The 23,378-nt window shown below is 69.5% G+C and carries 23 protein-coding genes; 7 read left to right on the top strand and 16 right to left on the bottom strand.

Translation table 11 applies throughout. The features are described 5' to 3' along the window. Nucleotides 1–53: 53 nt before the first annotated feature. From glmU to BM43_RS22630, 4 genes are all read right to left on the bottom strand, one after another. Nucleotides 54–1,415 (bottom strand): bifunctional UDP-N-acetylglucosamine diphosphorylase/glucosamine-1-phosphate N-acetyltransferase GlmU, encoded by a 1,362-nt coding sequence (gene glmU / locus BM43_RS22645; protein ID WP_036048952.1) that lies wholly within the window; start codon nucleotides 1,413–1,415, stop codon nucleotides 54–56. A gap of 133 nt (nucleotides 1,416–1,548) precedes the next feature. Further along, nucleotides 1,549–2,538, bottom strand: coding sequence for a tRNA 2-thiocytidine(32) synthetase TtcA (gene ttcA / locus BM43_RS22640; protein ID WP_036048953.1), 990 nt, complete (start codon nucleotides 2,536–2,538; stop codon nucleotides 1,549–1,551). After that, a complete protein-coding gene (locus BM43_RS22635) occupies nucleotides 2,535–2,939 on the bottom strand; it encodes a dihydroneopterin aldolase (protein ID WP_013699587.1) in 405 nt (134 codons plus the stop codon). The genes ttcA and BM43_RS22635 overlap by 4 nt, the downstream gene beginning before the upstream one ends. Before the next feature lie 60 nt (nucleotides 2,940–2,999). Next, nucleotides 3,000–3,764, bottom strand: coding sequence for an SDR family NAD(P)-dependent oxidoreductase (locus BM43_RS22630; protein ID WP_013699586.1), 765 nt, complete (start codon nucleotides 3,762–3,764; stop codon nucleotides 3,000–3,002). 13 nt (nucleotides 3,765–3,777) lie between these two features. Here BM43_RS22630 and BM43_RS22625 point away from each other — a divergent pair, with 13 nt between their 5' ends. Then, complete coding sequence (locus BM43_RS22625) at nucleotides 3,778–4,983, top strand: class I SAM-dependent methyltransferase (RefSeq protein ID WP_036048954.1); 1,206 nt, start codon at nucleotides 3,778–3,780, stop codon at nucleotides 4,981–4,983. 14 nt (nucleotides 4,984–4,997) lie between these two features. Next, nucleotides 4,998–5,192 (top strand): DUF2905 domain-containing protein, encoded by a 195-nt coding sequence (locus tag BM43_RS22620; RefSeq protein WP_013699584.1) that lies wholly within the window; start codon nucleotides 4,998–5,000, stop codon nucleotides 5,190–5,192. Between the two features lie 63 nt (nucleotides 5,193–5,255). Here BM43_RS22620 and BM43_RS22615 read toward each other — a convergent pair whose 3' ends face one another. The 6 genes from BM43_RS22615 to BM43_RS22590 form a co-directional block, all read right to left on the bottom strand. Beyond that, complete coding sequence (locus BM43_RS22615; protein WP_013699583.1) at nucleotides 5,256–5,477, bottom strand: hypothetical protein; 222 nt, start codon at nucleotides 5,475–5,477, stop codon at nucleotides 5,256–5,258. Nucleotides 5,478–5,822: 345 nt separating this feature from the next. After that, nucleotides 5,823–6,734, bottom strand: coding sequence for a carbohydrate kinase family protein (locus BM43_RS22610; RefSeq protein WP_036048955.1), 912 nt, complete (start codon nucleotides 6,732–6,734; stop codon nucleotides 5,823–5,825). Further along, nucleotides 6,731–8,017, bottom strand: a complete 1,287-nt coding sequence (locus tag BM43_RS22605) for an AGE family epimerase/isomerase (RefSeq protein ID WP_036048956.1) — start codon at nucleotides 8,015–8,017, stop codon at nucleotides 6,731–6,733. The genes BM43_RS22610 and BM43_RS22605 overlap by 4 nt, the downstream gene beginning before the upstream one ends. Next, on the bottom strand, nucleotides 8,014–9,033 hold the full coding sequence (locus tag BM43_RS22600; protein WP_013699580.1) for a LacI family DNA-binding transcriptional regulator: 1,020 nt from the start codon (nucleotides 9,031–9,033) through the stop codon (nucleotides 8,014–8,016). The genes BM43_RS22605 and BM43_RS22600 overlap by 4 nt, the downstream gene beginning before the upstream one ends. 320 nt (nucleotides 9,034–9,353) lie before the next feature. Beyond that, nucleotides 9,354–11,216, bottom strand: a complete 1,863-nt coding sequence (locus BM43_RS22595; protein WP_017920908.1) for an EAL domain-containing protein — start codon at nucleotides 11,214–11,216, stop codon at nucleotides 9,354–9,356. Nucleotides 11,217–11,443: 227 nt separating this feature from the next. After that, nucleotides 11,444–12,469 (bottom strand): bile acid:sodium symporter family protein, encoded by a 1,026-nt coding sequence (locus BM43_RS22590; RefSeq protein WP_017920907.1) that lies wholly within the window; start codon nucleotides 12,467–12,469, stop codon nucleotides 11,444–11,446. A 477-nt stretch (nucleotides 12,470–12,946) separates the two neighbouring features. Here BM43_RS22590 and BM43_RS22585 point away from each other — a divergent pair, with 477 nt between their 5' ends. The 3 genes from BM43_RS22585 to BM43_RS22575 all read left to right on the top strand — a co-directional run bounded on the left by BM43_RS22585 (nucleotide 12,947) and on the right by BM43_RS22575 (nucleotide 16,150). Next, nucleotides 12,947–13,453 (top strand): hypothetical protein, encoded by a 507-nt coding sequence (locus BM43_RS22585; RefSeq protein WP_042284912.1) that lies wholly within the window; start codon nucleotides 12,947–12,949, stop codon nucleotides 13,451–13,453. Nucleotides 13,454–13,927: 474 nt separating this feature from the next. Further along, a complete protein-coding gene (locus BM43_RS22580) occupies nucleotides 13,928–15,004 on the top strand; it encodes a porin (protein WP_036048958.1) in 1,077 nt (358 codons plus the stop codon). Between the two features lie 189 nt (nucleotides 15,005–15,193). Next, complete coding sequence (locus tag BM43_RS22575; protein WP_025098668.1) at nucleotides 15,194–16,150, top strand: LysR family transcriptional regulator; 957 nt, start codon at nucleotides 15,194–15,196, stop codon at nucleotides 16,148–16,150. A gap of 109 nt (nucleotides 16,151–16,259) precedes the next feature. On the opposite strand, the gene BM43_RS22570 is transcribed toward BM43_RS22575, so the two are convergent. Beyond that, the gene (locus tag BM43_RS22570; RefSeq protein WP_017920707.1) at nucleotides 16,260–17,219 is read right to left on the bottom strand and encodes an NAD(P)H-dependent flavin oxidoreductase; all 960 of its coding nucleotides are present in this window, start codon (nucleotides 17,217–17,219) and stop codon (nucleotides 16,260–16,262) included. A 275-nt stretch (nucleotides 17,220–17,494) separates the two neighbouring features. Here BM43_RS22570 and BM43_RS22565 point away from each other — a divergent pair, with 275 nt between their 5' ends. Beyond that, complete coding sequence (locus BM43_RS22565; RefSeq protein WP_013699573.1) at nucleotides 17,495–18,394, top strand: alpha/beta fold hydrolase; 900 nt, start codon at nucleotides 17,495–17,497, stop codon at nucleotides 18,392–18,394. Between the two features lie 289 nt (nucleotides 18,395–18,683). Here BM43_RS22565 and BM43_RS22560 read toward each other — a convergent pair whose 3' ends face one another. Together BM43_RS22560 and BM43_RS22555 are read right to left on the bottom strand one after the other, a co-directional pair. Next, nucleotides 18,684–19,583: an SDR family oxidoreductase gene (locus BM43_RS22560; protein WP_036048959.1), complete on the bottom strand. Its 900-nt coding sequence runs from the start codon at nucleotides 19,581–19,583 to the stop codon at nucleotides 18,684–18,686. Between the two features lie 53 nt (nucleotides 19,584–19,636). Continuing rightward, entirely contained in the window at nucleotides 19,637–20,377 is a 741-nt protein-coding gene (locus tag BM43_RS22555; protein ID WP_036048961.1) for an SDR family oxidoreductase, read from the bottom strand. A 160-nt stretch (nucleotides 20,378–20,537) separates the two neighbouring features. Here BM43_RS22555 and BM43_RS22550 point away from each other — a divergent pair, with 160 nt between their 5' ends. Further along, on the top strand, nucleotides 20,538–21,470 hold the full coding sequence (locus tag BM43_RS22550; RefSeq protein ID WP_036048962.1) for a LysR family transcriptional regulator: 933 nt from the start codon (nucleotides 20,538–20,540) through the stop codon (nucleotides 21,468–21,470). 118 nt (nucleotides 21,471–21,588) lie between these two features. Here BM43_RS22550 and BM43_RS22545 read toward each other — a convergent pair whose 3' ends face one another. Genes BM43_RS22545 through BM43_RS22535 form a run of 3 tightly spaced genes read right to left on the bottom strand, consistent with a single transcriptional unit; the run spans nucleotide 21,589 to nucleotide 23,280 of the window. Further along, entirely contained in the window at nucleotides 21,589–21,813 is a 225-nt protein-coding gene (locus BM43_RS22545; protein ID WP_036048963.1) for a DUF1289 domain-containing protein, read from the bottom strand. Next, the gene (locus BM43_RS22540) at nucleotides 21,810–22,316 is read right to left on the bottom strand and encodes a YbaK/EbsC family protein (RefSeq protein ID WP_036037702.1); all 507 of its coding nucleotides are present in this window, start codon (nucleotides 22,314–22,316) and stop codon (nucleotides 21,810–21,812) included. The genes BM43_RS22545 and BM43_RS22540 overlap by 4 nt, the downstream gene beginning before the upstream one ends. Before the next feature lie 37 nt (nucleotides 22,317–22,353). Further along, the gene (locus BM43_RS22535; protein ID WP_036048964.1) at nucleotides 22,354–23,280 is read right to left on the bottom strand and encodes a hydroxymethylglutaryl-CoA lyase; all 927 of its coding nucleotides are present in this window, start codon (nucleotides 23,278–23,280) and stop codon (nucleotides 22,354–22,356) included. Nucleotides 23,281–23,378 lie beyond the last annotated feature (98 nt).

The following is a 23,378-nucleotide window of genomic DNA, read 5'->3' as shown; positions in this document are numbered from 1 at the left end:
GAAACTGTTCTAACCCGTTGGGGCCGCTGCAGCCGCTGCAACGGCCCGCTTCCTCAGCCCTTCTTCTTGGTCGGGCGCACGTAGCCGGATTTCTCCGTCTGCGTCTTGTCGTTGAGCACCAGCTGGCCGTCGGTCACGTCCTTCCAGACGGTGGTGCCGGCCGCGATCGTCACGCCCTTGCCCACCCGCACCGGCGCGACCAGCTGCGTATCGGAGCCGACGAACACGTCGTCCTCGATCACGGTGCGGAACTTGTTCGCGCCGTCGTAGTTGCAGGTGATGGTGCCGGCGCCGATGTTCACGCGCGCGCCGATGTCGGCGTCGCCGATATAGGTGAGATGGTTGGCCTTCGAGCCGTGGCCGAGCACCGCGTTCTTGACCTCGACGAAGTTGCCGACATGGGCTTCGTCGCCGAGCGAGGCGCCGGGGCGCAGCCGCGCATAGGGGCCCACCACGGCCTGCGCGCCGACCTGCGCGCCGTCCAGGTGCGAGAACGCGTCGATGCGCGCGCCCTCGCCCACGCGGGCGTTGCGGATCACGCAGTTCGCGCCGATCGTCACGCCGTCGGCCAGCACCACCTCGCCCTCGAACACGCAGTTCACGTCGATCGAGACGTCGCGGCCGCAGGCGAGCGAGCCGCGGATGTCGATGCGCGCCGGATCGGCCAGCGTCACGCCGCCGACCAGCAGGGCCTCGGCCTGGTTGCGCTGGTGGATCCGCTCGAGCTCGGCGAGCTGCGCCTTGCTGTTCACGCCGAGCGTTTCCCATTCCTCGTCGGGCTGGGTGGTGACCACCTCGAAACCGGCCTCGATGGCCTGCTCGACCACGTCGGTCAGGTAGTACTCGCCCTGGGCGTTGTCGTTGCCGAGCGCGCCGAGCCACATCGCCAGTTGCGCGGTGGGCGTGACGACGATGCCGGTGTTGATCTCGGCGATCTTGAGCTGCTCGTGCGAGGCGTCCTTCTGCTCGACGATGCGCGTCACGCTGCCGGCGGCATCGCGCACGATGCGGCCGTAGCCGCTCGGGTCGTCGAGCGTGACGGTCAGGATCCCGTAGCGGGCGTCGGTGGCGGCCTCGGTCAGGCGCTTGAGCGTGCTCGCGCGCGTGAGCGGCACGTCGCCGTACAGCACCAGGGTCGGTTGGGCGGGGTCGAGCAAGGGCAGTGCCTGGCGGACCGCGTGGCCGGTGCCGAGCTGCTGTTCCTGCAGCGCGAACTGCACGTCGGGCGCGGCCACCGCGGCCTGCACCGCCTCGGCGCCATGGCCGACCACCACCACCAGGCGCGAGGGCGCGAGCGAGCGGGCGGTATCGATGACGTGGGAGAGGAGCGGCTTGCCGGCCAGGGGATGGAGCACTTTCGGCAGCGCGGAACGCATGCGCTTGCCGGTGCCTGCCGCCAAAATCACGATATTCATGGCGCCAGCGTGTCGGGAGAGTTCGGAGTTGCGGATTCTAGCACGCAGGGGTGCCGTCGAGAGGGGCCCCGACGCCCCGATTTTCCGTGGGAAGGCCCGCCGGGCGGGCCTCCCACGAACTTGTGAGCGCTTGTTACAGGTCGTCGAACTGGACGATCGAGATCGCTTGCCCTTCGCCCTTGCCGGCACCTGCATCGGTGCCGCAAGGGTCTTCGTCGAAGGCGATGTCGCCGGCCGGATCGGCCACGCCGGTGGCGCGCAGGTCCTTGAACGGGAACAGCGCGGTGTCCATCAGGTGCGAGGGCACCACCGCCGAGAGCGCGTTGAACATGTTGTCGACCCGGCCCGGGAAGCGCTTGTCCCAGTCGCGGATCAGCGCCTTCATCTCGGCGCGCTTCAGGTTCGGCTGGCTGCCGCAGAGGTTGCAGGGGATGATCGGGAATTCGCGCAGCTCGGCGTACTTCTCGAGGTCCGTTTCCTTCACGTAGGCGAGCGGGCGGATCACCACGTTGCGGCCGTCGTCGGACTGCAGCTTGGGCGGCATGCCCTTGAGCTTGCCGCCGTAGAACATGTTGAGCAGCAGGGTCTGCACGATGTCGTCGCGATGGTGGCCGAGCGCGATCTTGGTCGCGCCGAGCTCGCCCGCCACGCGGTAGAGGATGCCGCGGCGCAGCCGCGAGCACAGCGAACAGGTGGTCTTGCCCTCGGGCACCAGCCGCTTGACGATGCTGTAGGTGTCCTGGTTCTCGATATGGAAGGGCACGCCCACCTGCCGCAGGTACTCGGGCAGCACGTGCTCGGGGAAGCCCGGCTGCTTCTGGTCGAGGTTGACGGCGACGATCTCGAAGTCGATCGGCGCGCGCTCGCGCAGGCGCAGCAGCACGTCGAGCATCGCGTAGCTGTCCTTGCCGCCCGACAGGCAGACCATCACCTTGTCGCCCTGCTCGATCATGTTGTAGTCGCCGATCGCCTGGCCGACCTGACGCACGATGCGCTTGAACAGCTTGTTGTTCTCGTAGGCTTCCTTCTGCTCGCGGCGCGTCAGCGCGCGGCGGCCGGCTTCCACCTCGGCCTCGACGGCCTCCACGGCTTCGTGTTGTGCGGGGGTATGGGGCGCATTCATGCTCGCTCCTCGTCCTTGATGCGAAAGACCTCGACGCCCACTGCGTCGCAATCGGGGTAGGCGTCCGGTTTCTCGGTGGAGACGCGCACCGCGCGCACCGCCTGGTGCGCGAGCAGGCGCGCGGCGATCGAGTCGACCAGCGTTTCCTGCAGGTGGATATGGCCGCTCGCGATGCAATGCGCGACGGCCTGCTTCATCAGATCGTAGTCGATCACCTCGCGCAGCTTGTCCTTGAGCGGAGTGGTCAGGGCGAGCGGCACGAACACGTCGATGTTGATCACGACACGCTGTTCGCCACGCTTCTCGTGCTCGAACGCGCCGATACGCATGGAGACCTCGTGGTCACGCAGGTAAAGCCTGCGGCAGTCGGCGAGCCTGGGGTGCAGGAGGGCGGAAAACATGGTCGTTCCAGTCAAATAGGCGTGCTAACACGCGAAATGGCGCGCTCGGCGCGCCGGTCCTCAGGCTTGGCCGGCCGCGGGCGGGGCGAGATGCTCGCCGCCGTCCACGCTCAGCGTGGCGCCCGTCACGCCCGGCGCATCGGCCAGGTAGCAGGCGGCCGCCGCCAGTTCGTCGGCATGCGGGGCGCGCCCGCGCACCAGCGCCGCGACCCGCACCTTCGGCGCCAGCGCCAGCGCCTGGGCGGCCGTCGCGCGATGCAGCGCGGCCTGCGCCAGTGCATGCGAGAGCCGCTCGGGCGCGGGATGGTACAGCGCGTCGTCGAGCAGGTGGATCAGCACCGCGCGTTGCGTCTCGTCCTCGCGCGCGGCCTCGGGCGTCGCCTCGGCCAGCGTGCGGCCCAGCACCACCGGCGCGGCCACGTGGCGGGCCACCGAGGCCAGCAGCGAGGCGTAGCCGGCGCTGGTGGCGTCGTCGGCCGGGGCCGGATCGCCGTGGCAGACCACGCAGCCGGGCCGGCCCAGCGCCGCGCTGCAGGCCGGCACCAGGGCGGCGGCGCCTCGCTCGCTCGACAGATCGGCCACCAGCACGGCGGCGCGGCGGCCCAGCGCCTCGACCTCGGCGGCCAGCGCCTGGGCGGCCGGGCGGGCCGCCTCGTGGTCGACGGCCAGCGCCACCTGCCAGCCGCGGCGGGCGAAGGCGAGCGCCAGCGCGCGGCCGATCTCGCCTGGGCCGTCGGCGCGGGCGGCGCCCGTGATCAGCGCGACGCGCGCGCCGTGGTCCGGGCGGATGGTGCTGCCGACAGGCCTTGCGGCGGAATCGCTCATTTACAATGCCGGGATGAACCCGAAAGCTCACGAACCCGCTAGTTTACCCGTTCCCGGCCCGGACGCGCTCGCGCAGTCGGAAACGCTGTCCGCCTCGTTGCGTGCCGAGATCGCGGCCTCGGGCGGGTGGGTGCCGTTTTCGCGCTTCATGGAACGCGCGCTCTACGCGCCGGGCCTGGGCTACTACAGCGGCGGCGCGCGCAAGTTCGGCCGGCGCGGCGACGACGGCAGCGATTTCGTCACGGCCCCCGAGCTCTCGCCGCTGTTCGCGCAGACCCTGGCGCGGCCGCTGGCCGAGGCGCTCGAGGCGAGCGGCACGCGGCGCCTGATGGAATTCGGCGCCGGCACCGGCAAGCTGGCGGCGGGGCTGCTGGCGGCGCTCGACGCGCTGGGCGCGGCACCCGAGCGCTACGAGATCGTCGAGCTGTCGGGCGAGCTGCGCGAGCGCCAGCGTGCCACGCTGGCGGCCGAGCTGCCGGCGCCGCTGGCGAGTCGCGTGCATTGGCTCGACGCGCTGCCGGAGCGCTTCGAGGGCGTGGTGGTCGGCAACGAGGTGCTCGACGCGATGCCGGTGCGGCTGGTGCTGCGCGGCGAGACGGGCTGGCGCGAGCGCGGCGTGGCGGTCGACGCGGCGCGCGCCTTCGTGTTCGAGGATCGTCCCCTGCCGGAGGAGCCCGCCGGCGTATCGGCGTTGGCGGCGCTCGACGCGCTCGAACTGCCGGAAGGCTATCTGACCGAAATCCACGAAGCCGCGCGCGCCTTCACGGGCACCGTCTGCCGCATGCTCGCGCGCGGCGCGGCCTTCTTCATCGACTACGGCTTCCCGGCCGGCGAGTACTACCACCCGCAACGCGCCGAGGGCACCCTGATGTGCCACTACCGGCATCGCGCGCATGGCGACCCCTTCGTCTGGCCGGGGCTGCAGGACATCACCGCGCACGTCGAGTTCTCCGGCATCCACGAGGCGGCCGTGGCGGCCGGCGCCGAGCTGCTCGGCTATACCTCGCAAGGGCGCTTCCTGCTCAATGCCGGCATCACCGAGGTGCTGGCCGAGATCGACCCGGCCGACGGCGCGCGCTTCCTGCCGGCCGCCAACGCGGTGCAGAAGCTGATCGCGGAATCGGAAATGGGGGAGCTGTTCAAGGTGATCGCGTTCGGGCGCGGCATCGACGGTGGCCTCGCGGCCTTCGCGCGCGGCGAACGCTCGCACGCGCTCTAGGAGACCAGACGCTCATGTTCCGCTGGCTGCTGGTGTCCTTCGTGGCGGTGATGGTGCTGGCGCGTAGCTGGCCCTGGCTGTCCAAGCTCGGCGTCGGGCGCCTGCCCGGCGACGTGACGATCCGGATCGGCTCGCGCGCCTATCCGTTCCCCTTCATGTCGACGCTGGTGCTGATGGCGATCATCTCGGTGATCGCGAAGCTCTGGTGACGTGATGCGTCGATCGAACCCGCGCCGCGCGCCGTCGCGGCGCGCGGCCCATCCTCCCTTCGATCAATGCGATAGCTCGCCGACGATGCGCCTGACCAGCGCTTCCGCGTCGTCGAGCGCCTCGCGCTCGCTCGCGCGGACGCTGTCCGCCTCGTACTCGGTGTTGTCGGGTGAGTCGCCGTCCGAGCGGGACAGGATCACGTAGCCGCGGAAGCGGCCCCCTTCCGCCGCGCGCGTATAGGCGTTCGCCGTATAGCCGCGGGACGTCATGCGGATGCCGTTCATGCAGGTCTCCCGGAAAGTGGGACGCTTCATCCTAGCATCGCGCGCGCGGCGTTGCCGAACCGCGGGATTGGGGGGGCGAACGTGCTGGCGACGACTTGCCGGGCGGACTTGGGCGATCGGTGAAAGTGCCTGCCAGGCAAGGGATCCGGGGCGGCGGGACGAGCTTTGGAAAGGGCCGGAAGACAGGCGGGCGTGGCGCTGTGAACGCGGCGGCGCGGGCCGGAAAGATGCCCAGGAAGCCGGGAAAACGGAAAGCCGGCGAAACCGGCGAAACCGGGAGCGGCGACGAGCGGGGCCGGAACCTCACGGTTCCGGCCGTTCCCGCGATCAGGCAGGTGAGCCGGTTCAGCCGGCCAGCAGCGCGTTCACTTCCTCGAGCGTCGGCGCATGCGCGCCGGTATGGCGGCAGGCGGCGGCGCCGGAGGCCAGCGCGAAGGCCAGGTGCTCGGGCCAGGCGCGCTGCGGCTCGGTCATCAGGCTGACCAGCAGGCCGCCGATCGATGCGTCGCCCGCGCCCACCGTGTCGGCCACCTCGACGCGCGGCGGCCGCGCCTCGAACGTCGCGTCGCCGGCATACAGCGTGGCCGCATCCGAGCCGCGCGTGACCAGCAGCGTGGCGGCCGGATTCAGCGCCCGCAACTCGGCGATCGCCTCGGCCTCGCCGCCGGCGAACAGGTGGCGCAGGTCCTCGTCCGACACCTTCACCAGGTCGGCGAGCTTCACCATCTTCTCCAGCGTCGGGCGATAGGCCGCCGTCATCAGGTTGCGGTAGTTCGGGTCGAAGCTGATCTTCACGCCGCGCTCGCGCAGGCTGGCGGCCAGCGCGACCAGGGTGGCGGCCAGCGGCTCGCGTACCAGGCTGATGCAGCCGAAGTGCGCCCACTGCAGCGGCGCTTCCCAGCCGGCGGGCAGCGCGGCCGGATCGAAGGCCAGGTCCGCGCTGTTCTCGCCGATGAAGAAGTAGGAGGGCGGCTGCGTCTCGTGGACGATGGCCAGCAGCGGCGGGCGATCGACGCGCTGCAGGAAGCGCATGTCGAGGCCGGCCGCCTCGCTCTCGCGCCACAGCACCTCGGAGAAGCAGTCCTGGCCGAGCGCGCCGACCGCGGCGCTGGGCACGCCCAGGCGCGCCACCGCGCGCGCCACGTTCCAGCCGGCGCCGCCGGGCACCGAGGTCCATTGCGCGGCGCCGTGGCGGACCATGTCGGTCAGGATGTCGCCGGCCGACACGAAATGCGGGAAGTTGGCGCTGCTGGTCATGCGTGTTCCTTGCGATGCGGGACCGCCTGGCCGAGCGTGCCGTCGGCGCCGGGCAGCGCGTTGAGCACTTCGTAGCAGGCACCCATGGTGTGGTAGTCGGTCTTGCCGGCGGGGCTCTTCTCGTCGCTGTACTTGCGGTTGTCGCAGGTCAGGATGCGATACCAGGCGCCGTAGCGATGGTCGACGAAGTGCTGCCAGCTATAGCGCCAGATCTCGTCGTAGCAGTCCCAGAAGCGCTCGCTGCCGGTGCGCGCGCCGAGCAGGGCGGCGGCCGCGAAGGTCTCGGCCTGCACCCAGAAATACTTGTCGTGGTCGCACACCGTGTAGTCGGGGCCGAAGCCGTAGACCAGGCCGCCGTGCTCGCTGTCCCAGGCATGCGCGAAGGCGGCGTCGAACAGCTCGATCGCGCGCGGCAGCAGCCAGTCGAGCGGGCGGTGCCGCTCCAGGATCAGCAGCAGCTTGGCCCATTCGGTCTGGTGACCGGGCTGGAAGCCCCAGGGGCGGAAGATGTTGGTGCTGTCTTCCTTGTTGTATTCCCAGTCGATCGACCAGTCGGCGTGGTAGTGCTCCCACACCAGGTTCTGCGACAGCGCCGCCTGGCGCCGCGTGATGTTGGTCGCCACCAGCTCGGCGCGGTCGAGGTAGCGTAGCTCGCCGGTGGCCTCGTAGGCGGCCAGCAGCGCCTCGGTGGTATGCATGTTGGCGTTCTGGCCGCGATAGCCCGAGACCTGCCAGTCGGCGGTCGCGTCGTCCTTGTACAGGCCGCCCTCGGCATCCCAGAAATGCTTTTCCATCAACGCGAAGGTGTGCTCGACCAGCTCGCGCCCTTCCTCGACGCCGGCCATCGCCGCATGCGCGCCGGCCAGCAGCACGAAAGCCAGGCCGTAGCAGTGGCGGGTGCCGTCGCGGGTGGCCAGCTTGCGGCCGTCGCGCCATTCCAGCTCCCAGTCGTAGCCCTCGAGCACCGGGTCCCAATGCGCCTCGCGCAGGAAGCGCAGGCCGTGGCGCACGTAGTCGAGATGCCGGGCATCGCCGAACTGGCGATAGGCCATCGCGTAGTTGAAGACGAAGCGGCAACTGCTGACCAGATGGCGCGTGTCGCGCTCGTAGATCGAACCGTCGTCGCGGAAGAAATGGAAGAAGCCGCCCGTCGGATCGTAGACCGTCGGCGCGTAGAAGTGCAGCGTGTGCCGCACGTGGGAAAGCAGGAAATCGGCGTCGCGAAAGTTCGCGACGGGCGGCGCCGGCAGGTCCGGCGCGGTCGGCGAGGCAGGGTTCGTCATGATGCGATTACCGGGGTGAGGGGGCGCGGCGCGAGCGCCGCCACGGAACTGCTCGCGCGCTCGATCAACCGCACGGGCAGGCGAATTTCGGTCTGGTCGGGCGCGTCGGCCAGCAGCAACTCGATGCCGCGGCGGCCCAGCGCTTCCTTGTCGACGGCCAGGGTGGTCAGCGGCGGTGCCGCGTGGGCCGCGCCGAGGATGTCGTCGAAGCCGACGAAGGCCACGTCCTCGGGCACTCGCAGCCCGCGCGCCAGGCACACGCGCATCGCCGCCAGCGCGGCCGCGTCGTTGAAGGCGAACACCGCGTCGGGGCGCGGGCCGCCCGCGTCGAGCATGCGCTCCATCGCGCGCGCGGCGCCGGTATCGGGGTCGAGGCCGGCGTCGATGGTCACTTCCAGCGAGGGATCGAACAGCAGCCCCGCCTCGAAGAAGGCACGGCGAAAGCCGAGCGCGCGCTGCGCGATGCTGTGGTGCGCCAGCGACCCGCCGATGAAGGCGATGCGCTTGCGGCCGCTCTCGAACAGGTGCCGCATCGCCTGCGAGGCGCCGGCGATGTTGTCGATGTTCACCGAGCGCAGCCCCGGCGCCCACATGTCGATCAGCACCAGCGGGCGGCCGGTGGCGGCCAGCGCGTCGATCGTCTCGGGCTCCATGAAGCCGGCCACCGCGATCGCGTCGGGCGCGTGCGGGCGCATCTGGCGCAGCACGTCGTCGGTCGGGCCCACCGTCAGCAGCGCCGGCACGATGCCGCGGTCGCGGCAGGCCTCCTCGACGCCGTGCAGCACGTGCGAGAAGAACGGCGTGGCGGCGAAGTTGTTGTGCTGGCGGTGCAGCAGGAAGGTGAGGCGGCGGATGCGCGGGCGCAGTTGCGCCGGGTCGTAGCCGAGCTGCGCGGCGACCGCGACGATGCGCTCGCGGGTGGCTTCGGACAGGCCGGGCTGGTTCTTCAGCGCGCGCGAGACGGTGCCGATCGATACGTTTGCCGCCTGGGCGACATCGCGAATGGTGGTACCCATGCTGGTCGAGCCTGAGTGTTTAGGGTGTTGCGGATTGTATAGTAAAAACTTTCGAGGAAAACCGGCGGCGCGGGCAAGGGAACGTCGGGAAATACCCGTAATTTCGGGGTAACTCCTGATTCATGCGGATCGATTTGTTTATTTTGTTCGCTAAACAGATTGGAATGAGCTGAACGCGCTCGTCGGCTCGTCGGCGCGTCGGCGTCGCGCAAGGCGGGCGAGTGGAAGGGGTAAGGCATGGAGCGCCCGTCCGCGCAGTGCGGCGAGCGGGCCGCGAGAAGACGCGGCGCCAGCGCTCTCGACGTGGAGCGGCGGCGTGTTTAGTCGTTCGCGCGCGGCGCGGCGGCGGCGCCGTCCGGCACGTCGGGCGCGTTCGATTGCTCGCCGTGGGCGCGCAGCCAGGCGCGGCCCTCGTCGACGTCGATCAGGTACAGGTGCCCCGGCTGCTGCTTGGCGCGCCGCTTGGCAAGCGCCGCCACCGAGGCGATCTCGTCGCTGCGGTAGCGGCGCGTGCCCGGCACGCGCACGCAGCCGATCGCCATCGTCACGAAGCCGAAGAAGGCCGGGTTGCCGCGTCGGTCCTCGCCGCGGATGCCGCCCGCGAGCCGGTCCGCATGCGCGTAGAAGCGCTGCGCGCCCTCGTCGAAGCGATCGATCGCGCGTTGCGCGCGCGAGCGCCAGTCGTCGCTCTGGAACAGCACCAGGAAATCGTCGCCGCCCACGTGGCCGAGAAAGTCGCGCATCGGGTCGCAGACGTCGGCCAGCACCGCGGCGGCGAACTTCAGCACCTCGTCGCCCTGCCAGTAGCCGTATTGGTCGTTGAAGGGCTTGAACTGGTTCAGGTCGACGTAGCAGGCGTGGAAGGCCGCGTCGTTGCCGACCAGGCGCGCGATGTGCGAGCTGATCGGGATGTTGCCGGGCAGGAAGGTCAGCGGGTTGGCGTAGCGGGCCGCCTCCACGCGCACCTCGGTGACCGCGCGCACCAGGCTCTCGCCGGTGCCCAGCCCGGCGTAGCGGCCATGGTCGGTGATGATGAAGCCTTCGGTGAGATAGCGCTGGTCGTGGTTCGCCAGCAGCGCGGTGAGTTGCTCGACGGTGGTGGCGTTGTCGACGATCAGCGGCGTGTCGTTGGCCAGTTGCAGGCAGGCGCGCTTGCCGAACACCTCGCGGTGATAGGGCAGGGCATAACGATCCATGAAGCCGCGCCGGTTGATCAGCGCGATCGGCCGCTCGCCCTCGACCACCGCCACCGCGTGCAGGTCGGGCCGTCGCTGGAACAGCTCGAGCACCTGGTTGTTGGTGGCGTGGCTGGGCAGCGCGGGTGCCGGCACCCGCATCTTGTCGGTCACCGTCGCATTGGGGCGCGTGATGGTGGCGGTGCGCGTCACGCCGGGAAACACCGCGATATGCGGCGCGCGCAGCGCGTCGTGGGCCGGCGCCGCGGTGCGCGGGGCCGGCACCGTCGCCGGGCGGCCGAGGAAGAAACCCTGGCCGCAGTCGATGCCGAGGTCGCGCACCACGATCAGGTCGGCCGCGCATTCGATGCCCTCGGCGATCAGCCGGCCGCCGGTGGCCAGCGCGAAATGCTGCATCGCCTTGACCGCCTCGAACTTGCGCGGGTCGCTGGCGATGCCGTCGATGAAGAAGCGGTCGATCTTGACGATGTCGGGGCGCAGTCGCACCCAGGCGCTCATGCTGGCATTGGCGGTGCCGTAGTCGTCGAGCGCGAAGGCGATGCCCGAGCCGCGCAGCTCGGCCAGTGCCGCGGGCAGGCCGGGCAGGTCGCTGGCCGGATGCTGCTCGGTCAGCTCGACCACGATGCGGCTGGCCGGCAGCGCCGCGAGCACGCGCTCGCGTTGCCGCGCCAGTTGCACGATGGCGTGCGCGCTGAAGTTCACGAATAGCTGGCCGTCGGCGCCCGAGGCGGCGAAGGCCTTCACGCAGGTGGCGGCGGCGGCCAGTTCCAGGTCGAGCGAGCAGCCTTCGCGGGCGGCCTGCGCGAACAGCGGGCCCGGCATCTCGACGGCCGAGCCGGCCGGGCCGCGCACCAGCCCCTCGTACCCGATGATCGCGCCGCCCGCGATTGCCACGATCGGCTGGAATTGCGCGCTCAGCGCGCCGGCGGCGAGCAGATCGGCGACGCGCACGAGCGCTGCGGCGGCGACGGGAACGGGCGGAGACATGTAGTGCGAGCGGGCGACGGAACGGCCAATGTAACCACCGGCCGCCGCGTCACGGCAGTGAATTTTTTGTGACGGTCACGAAGCGCCGGGCTGCCGGCCGCCGGCTTCAATACGATCGACGCGCGGGCATCGAATTCTTCATAGTCATTTTATTTTTAGTCATATTTTGACTATGAAGAACAGTGAATCGTGGCAGCGTTGCGTGCCGCTTGGCGCGGCCCGCCGCGTCAGCGCTTGCCGGCGTTCAGGGCGGGCTTGCCCTGCGCGTCGCGGGCATCGTCCAGGCTGAGATCGCGGGCGCCCCAGCGCTGCGCGAGCGCGGCGCAGACCATCAGCTGGATCTGGTGGAACAGCATCAGCGGCAGCACGATCGCGCCCACCGCGTGCGCGGCGAAGATCACCTTGGCCATCGGGATGCCGGAGGCGAGGCTCTTCTTCGAGCCGCAGAAGATGATGGTGATGCAGTCCGCGCGATTGAAGCCGAGCCGCTTGCCCACCAGGGCCGTCACGCCCAGCGCCAGCGCCAGCAGCACCACGCAGACCACCAGCAGGCCGCCCAGCGCGAGCGGCGGGATCTGGTGCCAGAGGCCCTGGTTGACGGCCTCGCTGAAGGCCACGTAGACCACCAGCAGGATCGAGCCCTGGTCGACGAACTTCAGCACGCCGCGGTTGCGCTCGATCCACTTGCCGATCAGCGGGCGCAGCAACTGGCCGGCCAGGAAGGGCACCAGCAACTGCATCACGATGCTGCCCACCGTGCTCCAGCCCGAGGCGCCCGAGCTGGCGCTCGCGCTCAGCATCACGCCCACCAGGGCCGGCGTGATGAAGATGCCCAGCAGGCTCGAGGCCGAGGCCGCGCAGACCGCGGCCGGCACGTTGCCCTTGGCGATCGAGGTGAAGGCGATCGAGGACTGCACGGTGGACGGCAGGGTGCAGAGGAACAGCACGCCGGTATAGAGCGCCGGCGTGACCAGCGGCGTGAGCAGCGGCTTGAGCGCCAGGCCCAGCAGCGGAAACAGCGCGAAGGTGCTCAGCAGTACCACGATGTGCAGGCGCCAGTGGGTGGCGCCGGCGATCACGGCCTCGCGCGAGAGTTTCGCGCCGTGCAGGAAGAACAGCAGGCCGATCGCGATATCGGTGGCCCAGTTGGCGCCCACGGCGAACTCGCCGCGCGCGGGCAGCAGGCTGGCCAGCACCACGGTGCCGACCAGGGCCAGCGTGAAATTGTCGGGAAGGAAACGGGGTCGGGCCATCGGAATCTCGGGCTTGCGGGTCGGGAGGCGGGAAGGCGGCGACAGCGGAACACGGCCGGCCGCTGCGAGTCAGCGCGTATTGTCCAGTCAAGCGCATTCAAGAGGCAAATTCATTTCACGCATCGATTGATGAAAGCTTTGTATGGAACGTCAGCCTGGGCGATGTGCTTTTTCCGCTACGTCCCCGTTTCCCAGCACAAAATCAGCGACGAAAAACCATCGCTAAACATCGCCGAAAGCGGCTTCAAATTCGTTTAAAAACTTACGGAAAATCCTGAAAAACCCTGGAGTAACACGGTGTTACATCGGTGCCGACGGTCTAACACTTTTCGGCTCGACATCAAATGGCCGCGCCCATAAATTACTGCTGAAAGCTCGCGTCCCGAATCGGGGTCGACAAGGCGACCCCCGGGCGATCGGCGAGCGGCAAACCGGGTGATCAAAGTGGAACGGGCAAAACGGACAATCGGACGATGCATGGTGGGCGCGGCTGCTGCGCTGCTGGCCTCGCTCGCGTTCGCCCATCCGCCGCACGGCGGCGGCTTCGGCGGCCGTCCCGGCCCCGGTTCCGGCTGGCACGGCGAGGCGCGCGCGGCGCAGCCGCGCTTCGGCGGAGTCAATCGCGGCATGAACGGCGGCGGCATGAACGGCGGCGGCCCGCGCTGGGGCTTGCGGCCGATGTCGACGCCGACCTACGGCACGCCTTACAGCGGCCATCCGCAATATGCCGGCACGCCGCAATACGGCGGCGGCCAATACGGCCGTTATCCCGGCAACAGCCCGTATCGCTCGATCAGCGCGAACTCGGGCGGCATGCAACGCCCGGGCCAGTCGGACGGCGCGGTGCGCAGCGGCTCGATCCGCGCCGACGTGGCGCGCTACAACGAGGAACGCGGCGGTGGCCGCCCGCAACCGCAACCGCGCATGCAGGACAACGGCGGCGGGCGCAGTACCTTCTTCTCCTCGTTCTACCGCAACAACTGATTCCCTTTCGCTGCTTCGGCGCCGCCGGCTTCACCGCCCGCGGCGCCGTTCGTCTATCCAGCGCATGAACGACGCGCGCGCCTCGCGACATCACCCGTTCCAGGTATCCCGCAACGCTTCCCCTCGCGCCCTGTGACGCGGATTCGCCACAGTCCCCGCCTTTTTATCCCGGCCCGCTTTTATCGCCACGACGCTTGCGCTATCTTTCGCGCCTCGCCGGCGTGCCGGCTCGCTCGGGGGGGCGGGCCGGCGCCAGTACCGGCGCCGTGCCCGGCGCGCGGCGGCAAGCCATGCCGCGCGCCGGCCGGGCCCCGGGCCCGCGGCTCGCGAATCACGGCGCCGCTATACCGAACATAAGTGCTCCCAATTTTGACCAGCTTATCGGTCCATGAAGATGGACGGGTCCCACTCGTGCGCGCGCAGCCCGAACAACCACAAGCGCGTCGATTCCCAACGAATTGATTCGGAGATCTCATGAAGTCTTTTGCTCGCCGGGCCAGCTCCGGTGCTTTCGCCTGCGCCGCGTTCGCGGCCTGCGCCTTCGCCACGACGCCCGTTCACGCGCAATCGAGCCTGCAGCTCTACGGCCAGGTCGACGCCTGGATCGGCGCGCAGAAATTCCCCGGCAACCAGACCGCGGTCGGCGTGCAGGGCGGCGGCATGTCGACCTCGTACTGGGGCTTGCGCGGCACCGAGGACCTGGGCGGCGGCTACCGCGCGCTGTTCACGGTGGAGGACTTCTTCCGTCCGCAAAGCGGCAAGTTCGGCCGCTTCGACGGCGACACCTTCTTCGCGCGCAATTCCTATGTCGGGCTCGAGACGCCCTACGGCACGGTGCTGGCGGGGCGCCTGACCACGCACCTGTTCATCTCGACGATCCTGTTCAATCCGCTGATCGACTCGTATGAATTCTCGCCGATGGTCTATCACGTGTTCCTCGGCCTGGGCACCTTCCCCACCTACACGACGGACCAGGGCGTGGTGGGCGATTCGGGCTGGAACAACGCGGTGTCGTATACCACGCCCGATTTCAACGGCTTCAGCGCCAGCGCGATGTACGCGCTCGGCAACCAGTCGGGCGGCAACGGCGCGAAGAAGTGGAGCGGCCAGATGCAGTATTTCCACGGTCCGCTGGCCGCCACCGCCGTCTATCAATACGTGAACTTCAACAACGATCCGGGCGATCTCGGCAGCCTGGTGGCCGGCATGAAGAGCCAGGGCGTGGCGCAGTTCGGCATCAGCTACGACCTGCGTTTCCTGAAGCTCTACGGCCAGTACATGTACACGAGGAACGACGCGCAAAGCGGCAGCTGGCACATCAACACCGCCCAGGGCGGCATGTCGGTGCCGCTCGGCGCGGGCAGCGCGATGGCCTCCTACGCCTATTCGCGCGATGCCGGCGGCCTCGACCAGACGCATCAGACCTGGGCGCTCGGCTACGACTATCCGCTGTCCAAGCGCACCGATCTCTACGTCGCCTACATGTACGATCACCTGTCGAACCAATCGAGCGGCTACACGGCAGGCGGCGGCATGCGCGTGAAATTCTGATCGCATGTCATATGAGCGTACGCAACAGGCATCTTGAAATGCATGTTGTTTACCGGCTGATCCGCGCCGAATATCGGTGAAAAACCGACGTTTTGCCTTTGTTGACGTTTTGGTTTCACAGCCTTTGTTACAGTTCTTTGCAATTGTGCAATCGACTGATCAACTGAAACTGAAACGCGAGCGTTTGGCATGGATACCCTCGTCAGCATGAATGTGTTCCGCTATGTCGTCGAAGTCGGCAGCTTCGTCGGCGCGGCGGAGCGCATGCAGATGTCCGCGGCGATGGCGAGCAAGCATGTGATGCACCTCGAGCAGACGCTCGGCGCGCGGCTGCTGCATCGGACCACGCGTCGGGTCGCGCCCACCGAGGCGGGACGCGAATACTACGAGCGCCTGGTGCAGGCGCTGACCGAACTCGACGAGGCGGGCCAGGCCGTCGGCGCGGCCAGCATCGTGCCGCAGGGCCGCCTGCGGGTCACCTCGCTGTCGGCCTTCGGGCTGCGGCACGTGATGAACGCCGTCACCGACTACGCGGCGCGCTACGCCGACGTGACCGTCGAGATCACGCTGTCGGATCGCGTGGTCGAGCTGATCGACGAGGGTTACGACGTGGCGGTGCGCGCCGCGCCGTTCGGGCTGAAGTCCTCCTCGCTGGTGGCGCGCCAGATCGCGACCGCGCATATCCTGCTGGTCGCCTCGCCCGCCTATCTCGAGGAACACGGCACGCCGGCCACGCTGGCCGATCTCGAGCAGCACAACTACCTGCGCCGCGACGCGGGCTCGAGCTCGATCGACGCGCAGGCCTTCGATTCGCGCGTGACGCTGTCGGGCAACCTGATCGTCAACCATCTGGAGGCGCTGCGCGTGGCCGTGCTGAGCGGCAGCGGCATCGCCATGCTCGGCACCGAGGTGGTGGGCGACGACATCGAGGCCGGCCGCCTGGTGCCGCTGCTGCTCGACCTGATGCCGCCGCGCGAGCTGCCGATCTATGCCGTCTACGCGAGCCGCCGCCACGTCTCGGCCAAGGTGCGCTCGTTCGTCGATTTCCTCGCCGACCGCTTCTCCGGCCAGGCGCTGTGTCCCTCGATCGACGCCTGGGTGAAGGAGGCGGCCGCACCGAAGGTGAAGCGCCTCGCGATGCGCTGAAGCGCGTTTGCGCTCGACCATGAAAAACGCCGACCTCGCGTCGGCGTTTTCATTTTGATGCCTGCAGGGCCGCGCCGCGCGATGCGGCGCGCCCGCGATGCTCGCACGCTCAGGCGCGGATCCCGAGCCGCGCGCGCGCCTCGTCGTATTCGCGCGTGAGGCGCGCCACCAGCTCGGCCACGCTCGGCACGTCGTCCATCAGGCCCACGCCCTGGCCCGCGCCCCAGATGTCCTTCCAGGCCTTGGCCTTGTCGGAGCCGAAGTTCATCTTCGACTTGTCGGCCTCGGGCAGCGCGTCCGGGTCGAGCCCCGCGTTGACGATGCTCTCGCGGATGTAGTTGCCGTGCACGCCGGTAAACAGGTTGGTGTAGATGATGTCGGCCGATTTCGCGTCGACGATCGCCTGCTTGTAGCTCTCCACCGCGTGCGCCTCGCGGGTGGCGATGAAGCGCGTGCCCATGTAGGCCAGGTCGGCGCCCATCGCCTGCGCGGCCAGGATCGAGCCGCCGTTGGCGATCGAGCCCGACAGCACGATCGGCCCGTCGAAACGCTTGCGCACCTCGCCCACCAGCGCGAACGGCGAGGTGGTGCCGGCATGGCCGCCGGCGCCGGCCGCCACCAGGATCAGGCCGTCCACGCCGGCCTCCAGGGCCTTCTCGGCATGGCGCAGGTTGATCACGTCGTGCAGCACGATGCCGCCGTAGCTGTGCACCGCCTGCACGATCTCGGGCGCCGGCGCGCGCAGGCTGGTGATGAAGATCGGCACCTTGTGCTCGACGCACACGCGCACGTCGTGCTCGAGCCGCACGTTCGACTGGTGGACGATCTGGTTCACCGCGATCGGGCCGATCACCGCCTCCGGGTGCCGCTCGCGATGCGCGGCCAGCTCGTCCTCGATCTGCGTGAGCCAACTGTCGAGCAGCTCGGCCGGGCGCGCGTTGAGCGCCGGGAACGAGCCGACGATGCCCGCCTTGCACTGCGCGAGCACCAGCTCGGGGTAACTGACGATGAACATCGGCGAGGCGATGACGGGCAGCGACAGGCGCTGAAGGACGGCGGGCAAGGCCATGGCGAAGTCTCCTGGATCTGTCTGGGCCCGCGCGAGGCGCGGGCGGCCACATGAGTGTAGCGAGGCGGCGCGCCGCGCGCGTCGCGGACCGGCCGGGACGGCGCGGGCCGGTCGTCGCATATTAATACGAACGGTCGTGCGATTGTAGAACCACGAGCCGAACGTTCGTATCGAATGAATCCTCGCTTCTAGGGTTTGCGCCCCGTCACCGCTTGGCGGCGCGGGGCCGGCTCCTACAATGGCGGCTACAACTATTCCACCAGTGAGACATCGCCATGTCGCTAGACGAGTTCGTGCCGTTCTCCGTGACGACAGCGCAGGACGTCGAGATCTTCGGCGTCAAGGGAGGCGCGGGACCGCCGCTGCTGCTGCTGCACGGCCATCCCCAGACCCACCGCATCTGGCATCGCGTGGCAGGCGCCTTGGCGCGGCACTTCAGCGTGATCGCCACCGACCTGCGCGGCTACGGCGCCTCGGCCAAGCCGCCGGGCGAGCCCGATCACGCCAATTATTCGAAACGCGCGATGGCCGCCGACCAGTTGGCCGTGATGCGCCACTTCGGCCACGAGCGCTTCTGCGTCTGCGCGCACGATCGCGGCGCGCGCGTCGCGCATCGGCTGGCGCTCGATCACGGCGACGCGGTCGAGCGCATGATGCTGCTCGACATCGCGCCCACCCTGGCGATGTACGAGAAGACCGACCGCGCCTTCGCCACCGCCTACTTCCACTGGTTCTTCCTGATCCAGCCGGCGCCGCTGCCCGAGACGCTGATCGGCGCGAATCCCGACGTGTATGTCGAGCGCGTGATGGGCGGCCGCTCGGCGGGCCTCGCGCCGTTCGCGCCCGAGGCGCTCGAGGCCTATCGCCATGCGCTGCGCCAGCCCGGCGCGGTGCACGCCATGTGCGAGGACTACCGCGCCTCGGCCACCATCGATCTCGAGCATGACCGCGCCGACCTCGAGCGCGGCACCAAGCTGGCCTGCCCGCTGCGCGTGCTGTGGGGCGCCGAGGGCGTGGTGGCGCGCTGCTTCGATCCGCTGGAGGAATGGCGGGCGGTGGCGCGCGACGTCAGCGGCCGCGCGCTCGACTGCGGGCACTATATTCCGGAGGAGGCGCCCGAGGCGCTGCTCGACGAGATCCTGTCGTTCTTCGAGGCGGGGGAGATGGCGGCCTGAGGCGGCTCGCGAGATGTCGTTTTCGTGACGCGCCGGCCGTTTCGAAAAGCCGGGCGGGCGATGGGCAAACGGGGTTTCCCGCGCGGATTTCGATCTGTAGGGAAACTCCCGATGCGATGCAAAATGCGCGCTCGTATGATGCGCTTAACGTTGATCACGTCAACGGGATTCCACTCTGAGCGCCGTTCAACACTCTTGGTTGAACGGCTTTTTTTTGTTCGCGATTTTGTCCGCGATGCGCGGCGGCGCGGGACATCCCCGCGCGCCACGCATCGCCGGCGCCGCGTCCTCACGCACGCGCCTGCGGCACCAGCAGGTCGCCCATCCCGACCCGATGCAGCATCTCGTTGCGCAGCCGGTCGATCACCGCGAAGCCGACGTTCGCGCCGTCCTCGCTCGGGTCGATATGCACGCGGAACGGGCGCTTGCCGAAGGGCAGGTCGACCACCTCGGCCATCGCGCGGGCGACCAGGCCCGCGTCGGCGTCGGCCGGCACGATCGCGGCGAAGGCCTGCTGGATCTTCTCGCCGTAGCCGGCATAGGGGCCGGCCTCGTATTCGGCCTCGACCGCCTTGTCGGCCGGCACCCCCGAATGCGCGAAGTGGTTGGTGCCGGCGGTGAAGGCGCCCGGCACGATGATCGAGGTCTCGATGCCCCAGCGGCTCAGCTCGCGCGCATAGAGCACCGCCACCGTGTCCATCGCGGCCTTGGCGGCGAAGTAGGGCGACAGGTAGGGCGGCGTGCCGCCCGTCACGCTGCTGCTCGACACCCACATCACCAGGCCCTCGCGCTGGCGGCGCAGATGCGGCAGCACCGCCCGGTTCACGCGCTGCGTGCTCAGCACGTTGACGTCGTACAGGTGCGCGTACTGCTCCGGCGTGAAGGCCTCGGCGGGGCCGAAGGCCATGTGGCCGGCGTTGTGCACGATCACGTCGATGCGGCCCGTCTCGGCGATCACCTGCTCGACGGCGCGATCCACCGATTCCTGCGACTGCACGTCGAGCTCGACGCTGCGCAGGTCGACGCCGTGCCGTTTCGCATGCTCGGCGAGGCTGGCCACCTGCGGCGCGTTGCGCCCGGCGATGTCGCGCATCGAGGCATAGACGGTGTGGCCCGAGGCGGCCATCGCCTCGGCGGCGAGGCGCCCGAAACCGCTCGAGGCGCCGGTGATGAGGATGGTCTTGTTCATGATGATGTCCTGTACGTGCGAGAGGGGTCGTCGTCGATGGAAGGCGCGGGGGCTCAGATGATCCCGCCGTTGACGCGGATGGTCTGGCCGTTGATCCAGGCGCCGTCCCGGCCGGTCAGCATGGCCACCGCGTTGGCGATGTCCTCCGGCGTGCCCAGGCGTTCGAGGGGAGCCGCCGCGGCGATCCGGTCCACCAGCTCCTGCGGCTTGCCGTCGAGGAACAGCTGGGTGGCGGTCGGCCCCGGCGCGACGGTGTTGACGGTGATGTTGCGCCCGCGCAGCTCCTTGACCAGCACGTGGGTCATCGCCTCGACGCCGGCCTTGCTGGCCGCGTAGACGCCGTAGTTCGGCTGGTACAGGCCGACCACGCTCGACGACAGGTTGACGATCCGCCCGCCGTCGCGCAGCCGGCGCGCGGCCTCGCGCAGCGTGTTGAAGGCACCCTTGAGGTTGATCGCGATGGTCTGGTCGAACAGCGCGTCGTCGGCGTCGGCGAAGCTGGCGAGCTTCATGATCCCGGCGTTGTTGACCACGATGTCGACGCCGCCGAAGGCGGTCTCGGCGGCCTGGAACATCTGCGCGACGGCCGCCGCGTTGCTGACGTCGGCCTGCGCGGTGACGGCGTGGCCGCCGGCCTGGGTGATCTTCTGCACCAGCGCCTCGGCGGCCGAGACGTTGCCCTGGTAGTTGACGAGCACGGTGACGCCGTCGCGGGCGAGGCGTTCGGCGATGGCCGCGCCGATGCCGCGCGAGGCGCCCGTCACGATGGCCACTTTGCGGTTCGATTCACTCATGATCCTTCTCCTGGTTGGGTTTGCGCCGTGTCTGGCGTTGAGTGAATGATGGACGTCGGCGCCGCGTTGATCATCCGGTTAGAATCGCTCGCACCATTCCATCAACACGAACAATCGATCGGCGCGATCGACCTATCGAACCGGACAAGCGGGGACAGATTTGGACAGCATCGATGCCATGCGGCTCTTCGTGCGAATCGTCGAGCGGCGCAGCTTCACGGCCGCCGCCAACGACACCGACATCCCGCGTTCGACGGCGACCCAGGTGATTCGCCAGATGGAGGACCGGCTCGGCGTGCGGCTGCTGCAGCGGACCACGCGCACCGTCACGCCCACGCTGGACGGCGAAGCCTATTACCGCAGCTGCATGTCGATCCTCGACGACCTGCACGAGGCCGAGGCCGCGCTCGGCGGCAAGCAGCCGCGCGGCATGCTGAGGGTTGACGTGCAGGGCACGCTGGCGCGCCACTTCCTGCTGCCGGCGCTGCCGGAATTCTTCAGGCGTTTCCCCGAGCTGCAGATCACGATGAGCGAGAGCGACCGCTTCATCAACCTGGTCGAGGAGGGCGTGGATTGCGTGCTGCGCTACGGCGTCGTGCAGGACACCGAACTGGTGGCGCGCAAGGTCGCCACGCTGGAGCGGCTGACGGTGGCCGCGCCGGCTTACCTGGAGGCGCATGGGCGGCCCGACAGCATCGAGGCGCTGGAGACCGGCACGCATCGGATGGTGGGGATCCGCACCTTGTCGACCGGGCGCATCACGCCGCTGGAGTTCGTCAGCGAGGGCGATCTGCGGCACGTTGTGCTGCCCGACACGCTGTCGGTGACGGGTCCCGAGAGCTATCGCGACAGCACCCTGCTCGGGCTCGGCATCGCGCAGATGCCGCGCTTCCATATCGAGGCCGATCTCGCCAGCGGCCGCCTCGTCACCCTGCTGGAGAGCACGCCGCCGCCGTCGATGCCGGTCTGGCTGCTCTATCCGCATCGGCGGCAGTTGTCGCCGCGCGTGCGTGCCTTCCTCGACTGGGCCGCGAACGAATTCACGCGCCGCCAGCGCGATGCGGCGGCGCTCGACGGCGATCCGGGGATGTGAAGGGGAGCGGGGCGCCGTGTGACGGGCGCCCCCGCGAACCCGGGCGGGTCCGCTCGACATTCAGGTGGAATTCAAACGCGGTTCGCACGCGATGCCAGCCGGCGAACCCAGGCGGCGTTCAGCCCTGCGCCTCGGCCGGCGGCGCCTCGAATCCGCTCGCCGCGATGCGCGCCAGGATCGCACGCCTGCCCGCGTCGTCCAGATCGCGCCAGGCGGCGATCTCCTCCAGCGTGCGCCCGCAGCCCGCGCACCAGCCGGTGTCGGGCTCGATCCGGCAGATCGCGGTGCAGGGCGAGGCGACGCCGGCCGCCGCCGTGCCCGTCGCCCCGGCAGGCAGGCTCACGCGGCGCCGCGTTGCGCGACGTCGACCACCGGCGCGCGCGTGAGCGACACCAGCTCCTCCGGCGACAGCTCGAACACCGCATGCGGATGGCCGGCCGCGGCCCACAGGCTGTCGAAGGCCAGCAGGTCCTTGTCGATCAGCGTGACCGGCTCGACCAGATGGCCGATCGGGCAGACGCCGCCGATCGCGTAGCCGGTGTGGTCGCGCACGAACTTGGCGTCGGCGCGGCCGATCTCGCCCACGTGCGCGGCCACCTTGCGCTCGTCGACGCGGTTCGCGCCGCTGGCGATCACCAGCACCGGCGCGCCGTCGCTGGCGCGGCGAAACAGGATCGACTTGGCGATCTGCGCGACTTGGCAGCCCAGGCCGGCGGCGGCTTCGGCCGAGGTGCGGCCGGTCTCGTCGAGGATCACCACGCCGTGTTCGTGGCCGCGCTCGCGCAGCAGCAGCGCGACGCGGCGCGCGGAATCGGGAAGCTGGTCGATCGGAGTCGGGGTAGGCATGTCGGTTCAGCGTGCAGGAAGGGAATGGAGCCCGCGCTCAGGCACAGGCGGCTTGCGCGTCGCGGCGCTTGACGAGCAGGGCGCGGCCCGCGCGCGAGGCGTTCTCGCGGCCGATCGCGCGCGAGATGAAATCGCCCGCCTCGACCACCTCGCCCAGGTCGATGCCGGTCTCGATGCCGAGCCCCTGCATCAGGTACAGCACGTCCTCGGTGGCGACGTTGCCGGTCGCGCCCTTGGCATAGGGGCAGCCGCCGAGCCCCGCCACCGAGGCGTGGAAGATCTCGATGCCTTCGAGCAGGGCCGCGTGGATGTTGGCCAGCGCCTGCCCGTAGGTGTCGTGGAAGTGGCCCGACAGGCGCTCGCGCGGGAACACCCGCGCCACCTCGGCCATCAGCGCGCGCGTCCGAGCGGCGGTGCCTACGCCGATGGTGTCGGCGATGTCGATCTCGTCGCAGCCGAGCGCGGCGAAGCGCTCCACCACGTCGATCACCGCCGCCACCGGCACCTCGCCCTGGTAGGGGCAGCCCAGCGAGCAGGAGATGCTGCCGCGCAGCCGCACGCCGGCATCCTTGGCGGCGCGCGCTACCGGCTCGAAGCGCGCGATGCTCTCGGCGATGCTGCAGTTGATGTTCTTCTGCGAGAAGGCCTCGCTGGCCGCGCCGAAGATCACCACCTCGTCGGCACGCGCGGCCAGCGCGTTCTCCAGGCCCTTCAGGTTGGGCGTGAGCACCGAGTAGATCGTGCCGGGGCGGCGCGCGATGCCGGCCATCAGCTCGGCGCCGTCGGCCATCTGCGGCACCCATTTCGGCGAGACGAAGGACGCCGCCTCGACGTTGCGGAAGCCGGCCTTCGAGAGCCGGTCGACCAGGGCGACCTTGGTCTCGGTCGGCACGAAGCTCTTTTCGTTCTGCAGGCCGTCGCGCGGTCCGACCTCGACGATCTTCACGGCTGCGGGGTAGGTCATGGCTGTCTCCATCGTTCGTCGGCGCGGGGGTAGGCGCCTTGTTGCGGGGTGGTGGCGGTGGCGCACCAGGGGATCGTGATGCGGGGCGCTCGGCGGGC

Source organism: Burkholderia gladioli, assembly GCF_000959725.1.
In the GTDB taxonomy this organism is placed as follows: domain Bacteria; phylum Pseudomonadota; class Gammaproteobacteria; order Burkholderiales; family Burkholderiaceae; genus Burkholderia; species Burkholderia gladioli.
The sequence above is the reverse complement of the archived record's forward strand: the minus strand, read 5'-3'. Positions and strand labels throughout refer to the sequence as shown.

Excerpts from the sequence above, each read along its gene's own strand:
- BM43_RS22535 (WP_036048964.1), bottom strand. The coding sequence starts at position 23,280 with ATGACCTACCCCGCAGCCGTGAAGATCGTCGAGGTCGGACCGCGCGAC.
- BM43_RS22610 (WP_036048955.1), bottom strand. The coding sequence starts at position 6,734 with ATGACCAGCAGCGCCAACTTCCCGCATTTCGTGTCGGCCGGCGACATC.
- ttcA (WP_036048953.1), bottom strand. The coding sequence starts at position 2,538 with ATGAATGCGCCCCATACCCCCGCACAACACGAAGCCGTGGAGGCCGTC.
- BM43_RS22615 (WP_013699583.1), bottom strand. The coding sequence starts at position 5,477 with ATGAACGGCATCCGCATGACGTCCCGCGGCTATACGGCGAACGCCTAT.
- glmU (WP_036048952.1), bottom strand. The coding sequence starts at position 1,415 with ATGAATATCGTGATTTTGGCGGCAGGCACCGGCAAGCGCATGCGTTCC.
- BM43_RS22565 (WP_013699573.1), top strand. The coding sequence starts at position 17,495 with ATGTCGCTAGACGAGTTCGTGCCGTTCTCCGTGACGACAGCGCAGGAC.
- BM43_RS22590 (WP_017920907.1), bottom strand. The coding sequence starts at position 12,469 with ATGGCCCGACCCCGTTTCCTTCCCGACAATTTCACGCTGGCCCTGGTC.
- BM43_RS22580 (WP_036048958.1), top strand. The coding sequence starts at position 13,928 with ATGAAGTCTTTTGCTCGCCGGGCCAGCTCCGGTGCTTTCGCCTGCGCC.
- BM43_RS22595 (WP_017920908.1), bottom strand. The coding sequence starts at position 11,216 with ATGTCTCCGCCCGTTCCCGTCGCCGCCGCAGCGCTCGTGCGCGTCGCC.
- BM43_RS22585 (WP_042284912.1), top strand. The coding sequence starts at position 12,947 with ATGGTGGGCGCGGCTGCTGCGCTGCTGGCCTCGCTCGCGTTCGCCCAT.
- BM43_RS22630 (WP_013699586.1), bottom strand. The coding sequence starts at position 3,764 with ATGAGCGATTCCGCCGCAAGGCCTGTCGGCAGCACCATCCGCCCGGAC.
- BM43_RS22635 (WP_013699587.1), bottom strand. The coding sequence starts at position 2,939 with ATGTTTTCCGCCCTCCTGCACCCCAGGCTCGCCGACTGCCGCAGGCTT.
- BM43_RS22555 (WP_036048961.1), bottom strand. The coding sequence starts at position 20,377 with ATGAGTGAATCGAACCGCAAAGTGGCCATCGTGACGGGCGCCTCGCGC.
- BM43_RS22600 (WP_013699580.1), bottom strand. The coding sequence starts at position 9,033 with ATGGGTACCACCATTCGCGATGTCGCCCAGGCGGCAAACGTATCGATC.
- BM43_RS22605 (WP_036048956.1), bottom strand. The coding sequence starts at position 8,017 with ATGACGAACCCTGCCTCGCCGACCGCGCCGGACCTGCCGGCGCCGCCC.
- BM43_RS22570 (WP_017920707.1), bottom strand. The coding sequence starts at position 17,219 with ATGGCCTTGCCCGCCGTCCTTCAGCGCCTGTCGCTGCCCGTCATCGCC.
- BM43_RS22620 (WP_013699584.1), top strand. The coding sequence starts at position 4,998 with ATGTTCCGCTGGCTGCTGGTGTCCTTCGTGGCGGTGATGGTGCTGGCG.
- BM43_RS22540 (WP_036037702.1), bottom strand. The coding sequence starts at position 22,316 with ATGCCTACCCCGACTCCGATCGACCAGCTTCCCGATTCCGCGCGCCGC.
- BM43_RS22560 (WP_036048959.1), bottom strand. The coding sequence starts at position 19,583 with ATGAACAAGACCATCCTCATCACCGGCGCCTCGAGCGGTTTCGGGCGC.
- BM43_RS22625 (WP_036048954.1), top strand. The coding sequence starts at position 3,778 with ATGAACCCGAAAGCTCACGAACCCGCTAGTTTACCCGTTCCCGGCCCG.
- BM43_RS22575 (WP_025098668.1), top strand. The coding sequence starts at position 15,194 with ATGGATACCCTCGTCAGCATGAATGTGTTCCGCTATGTCGTCGAAGTC.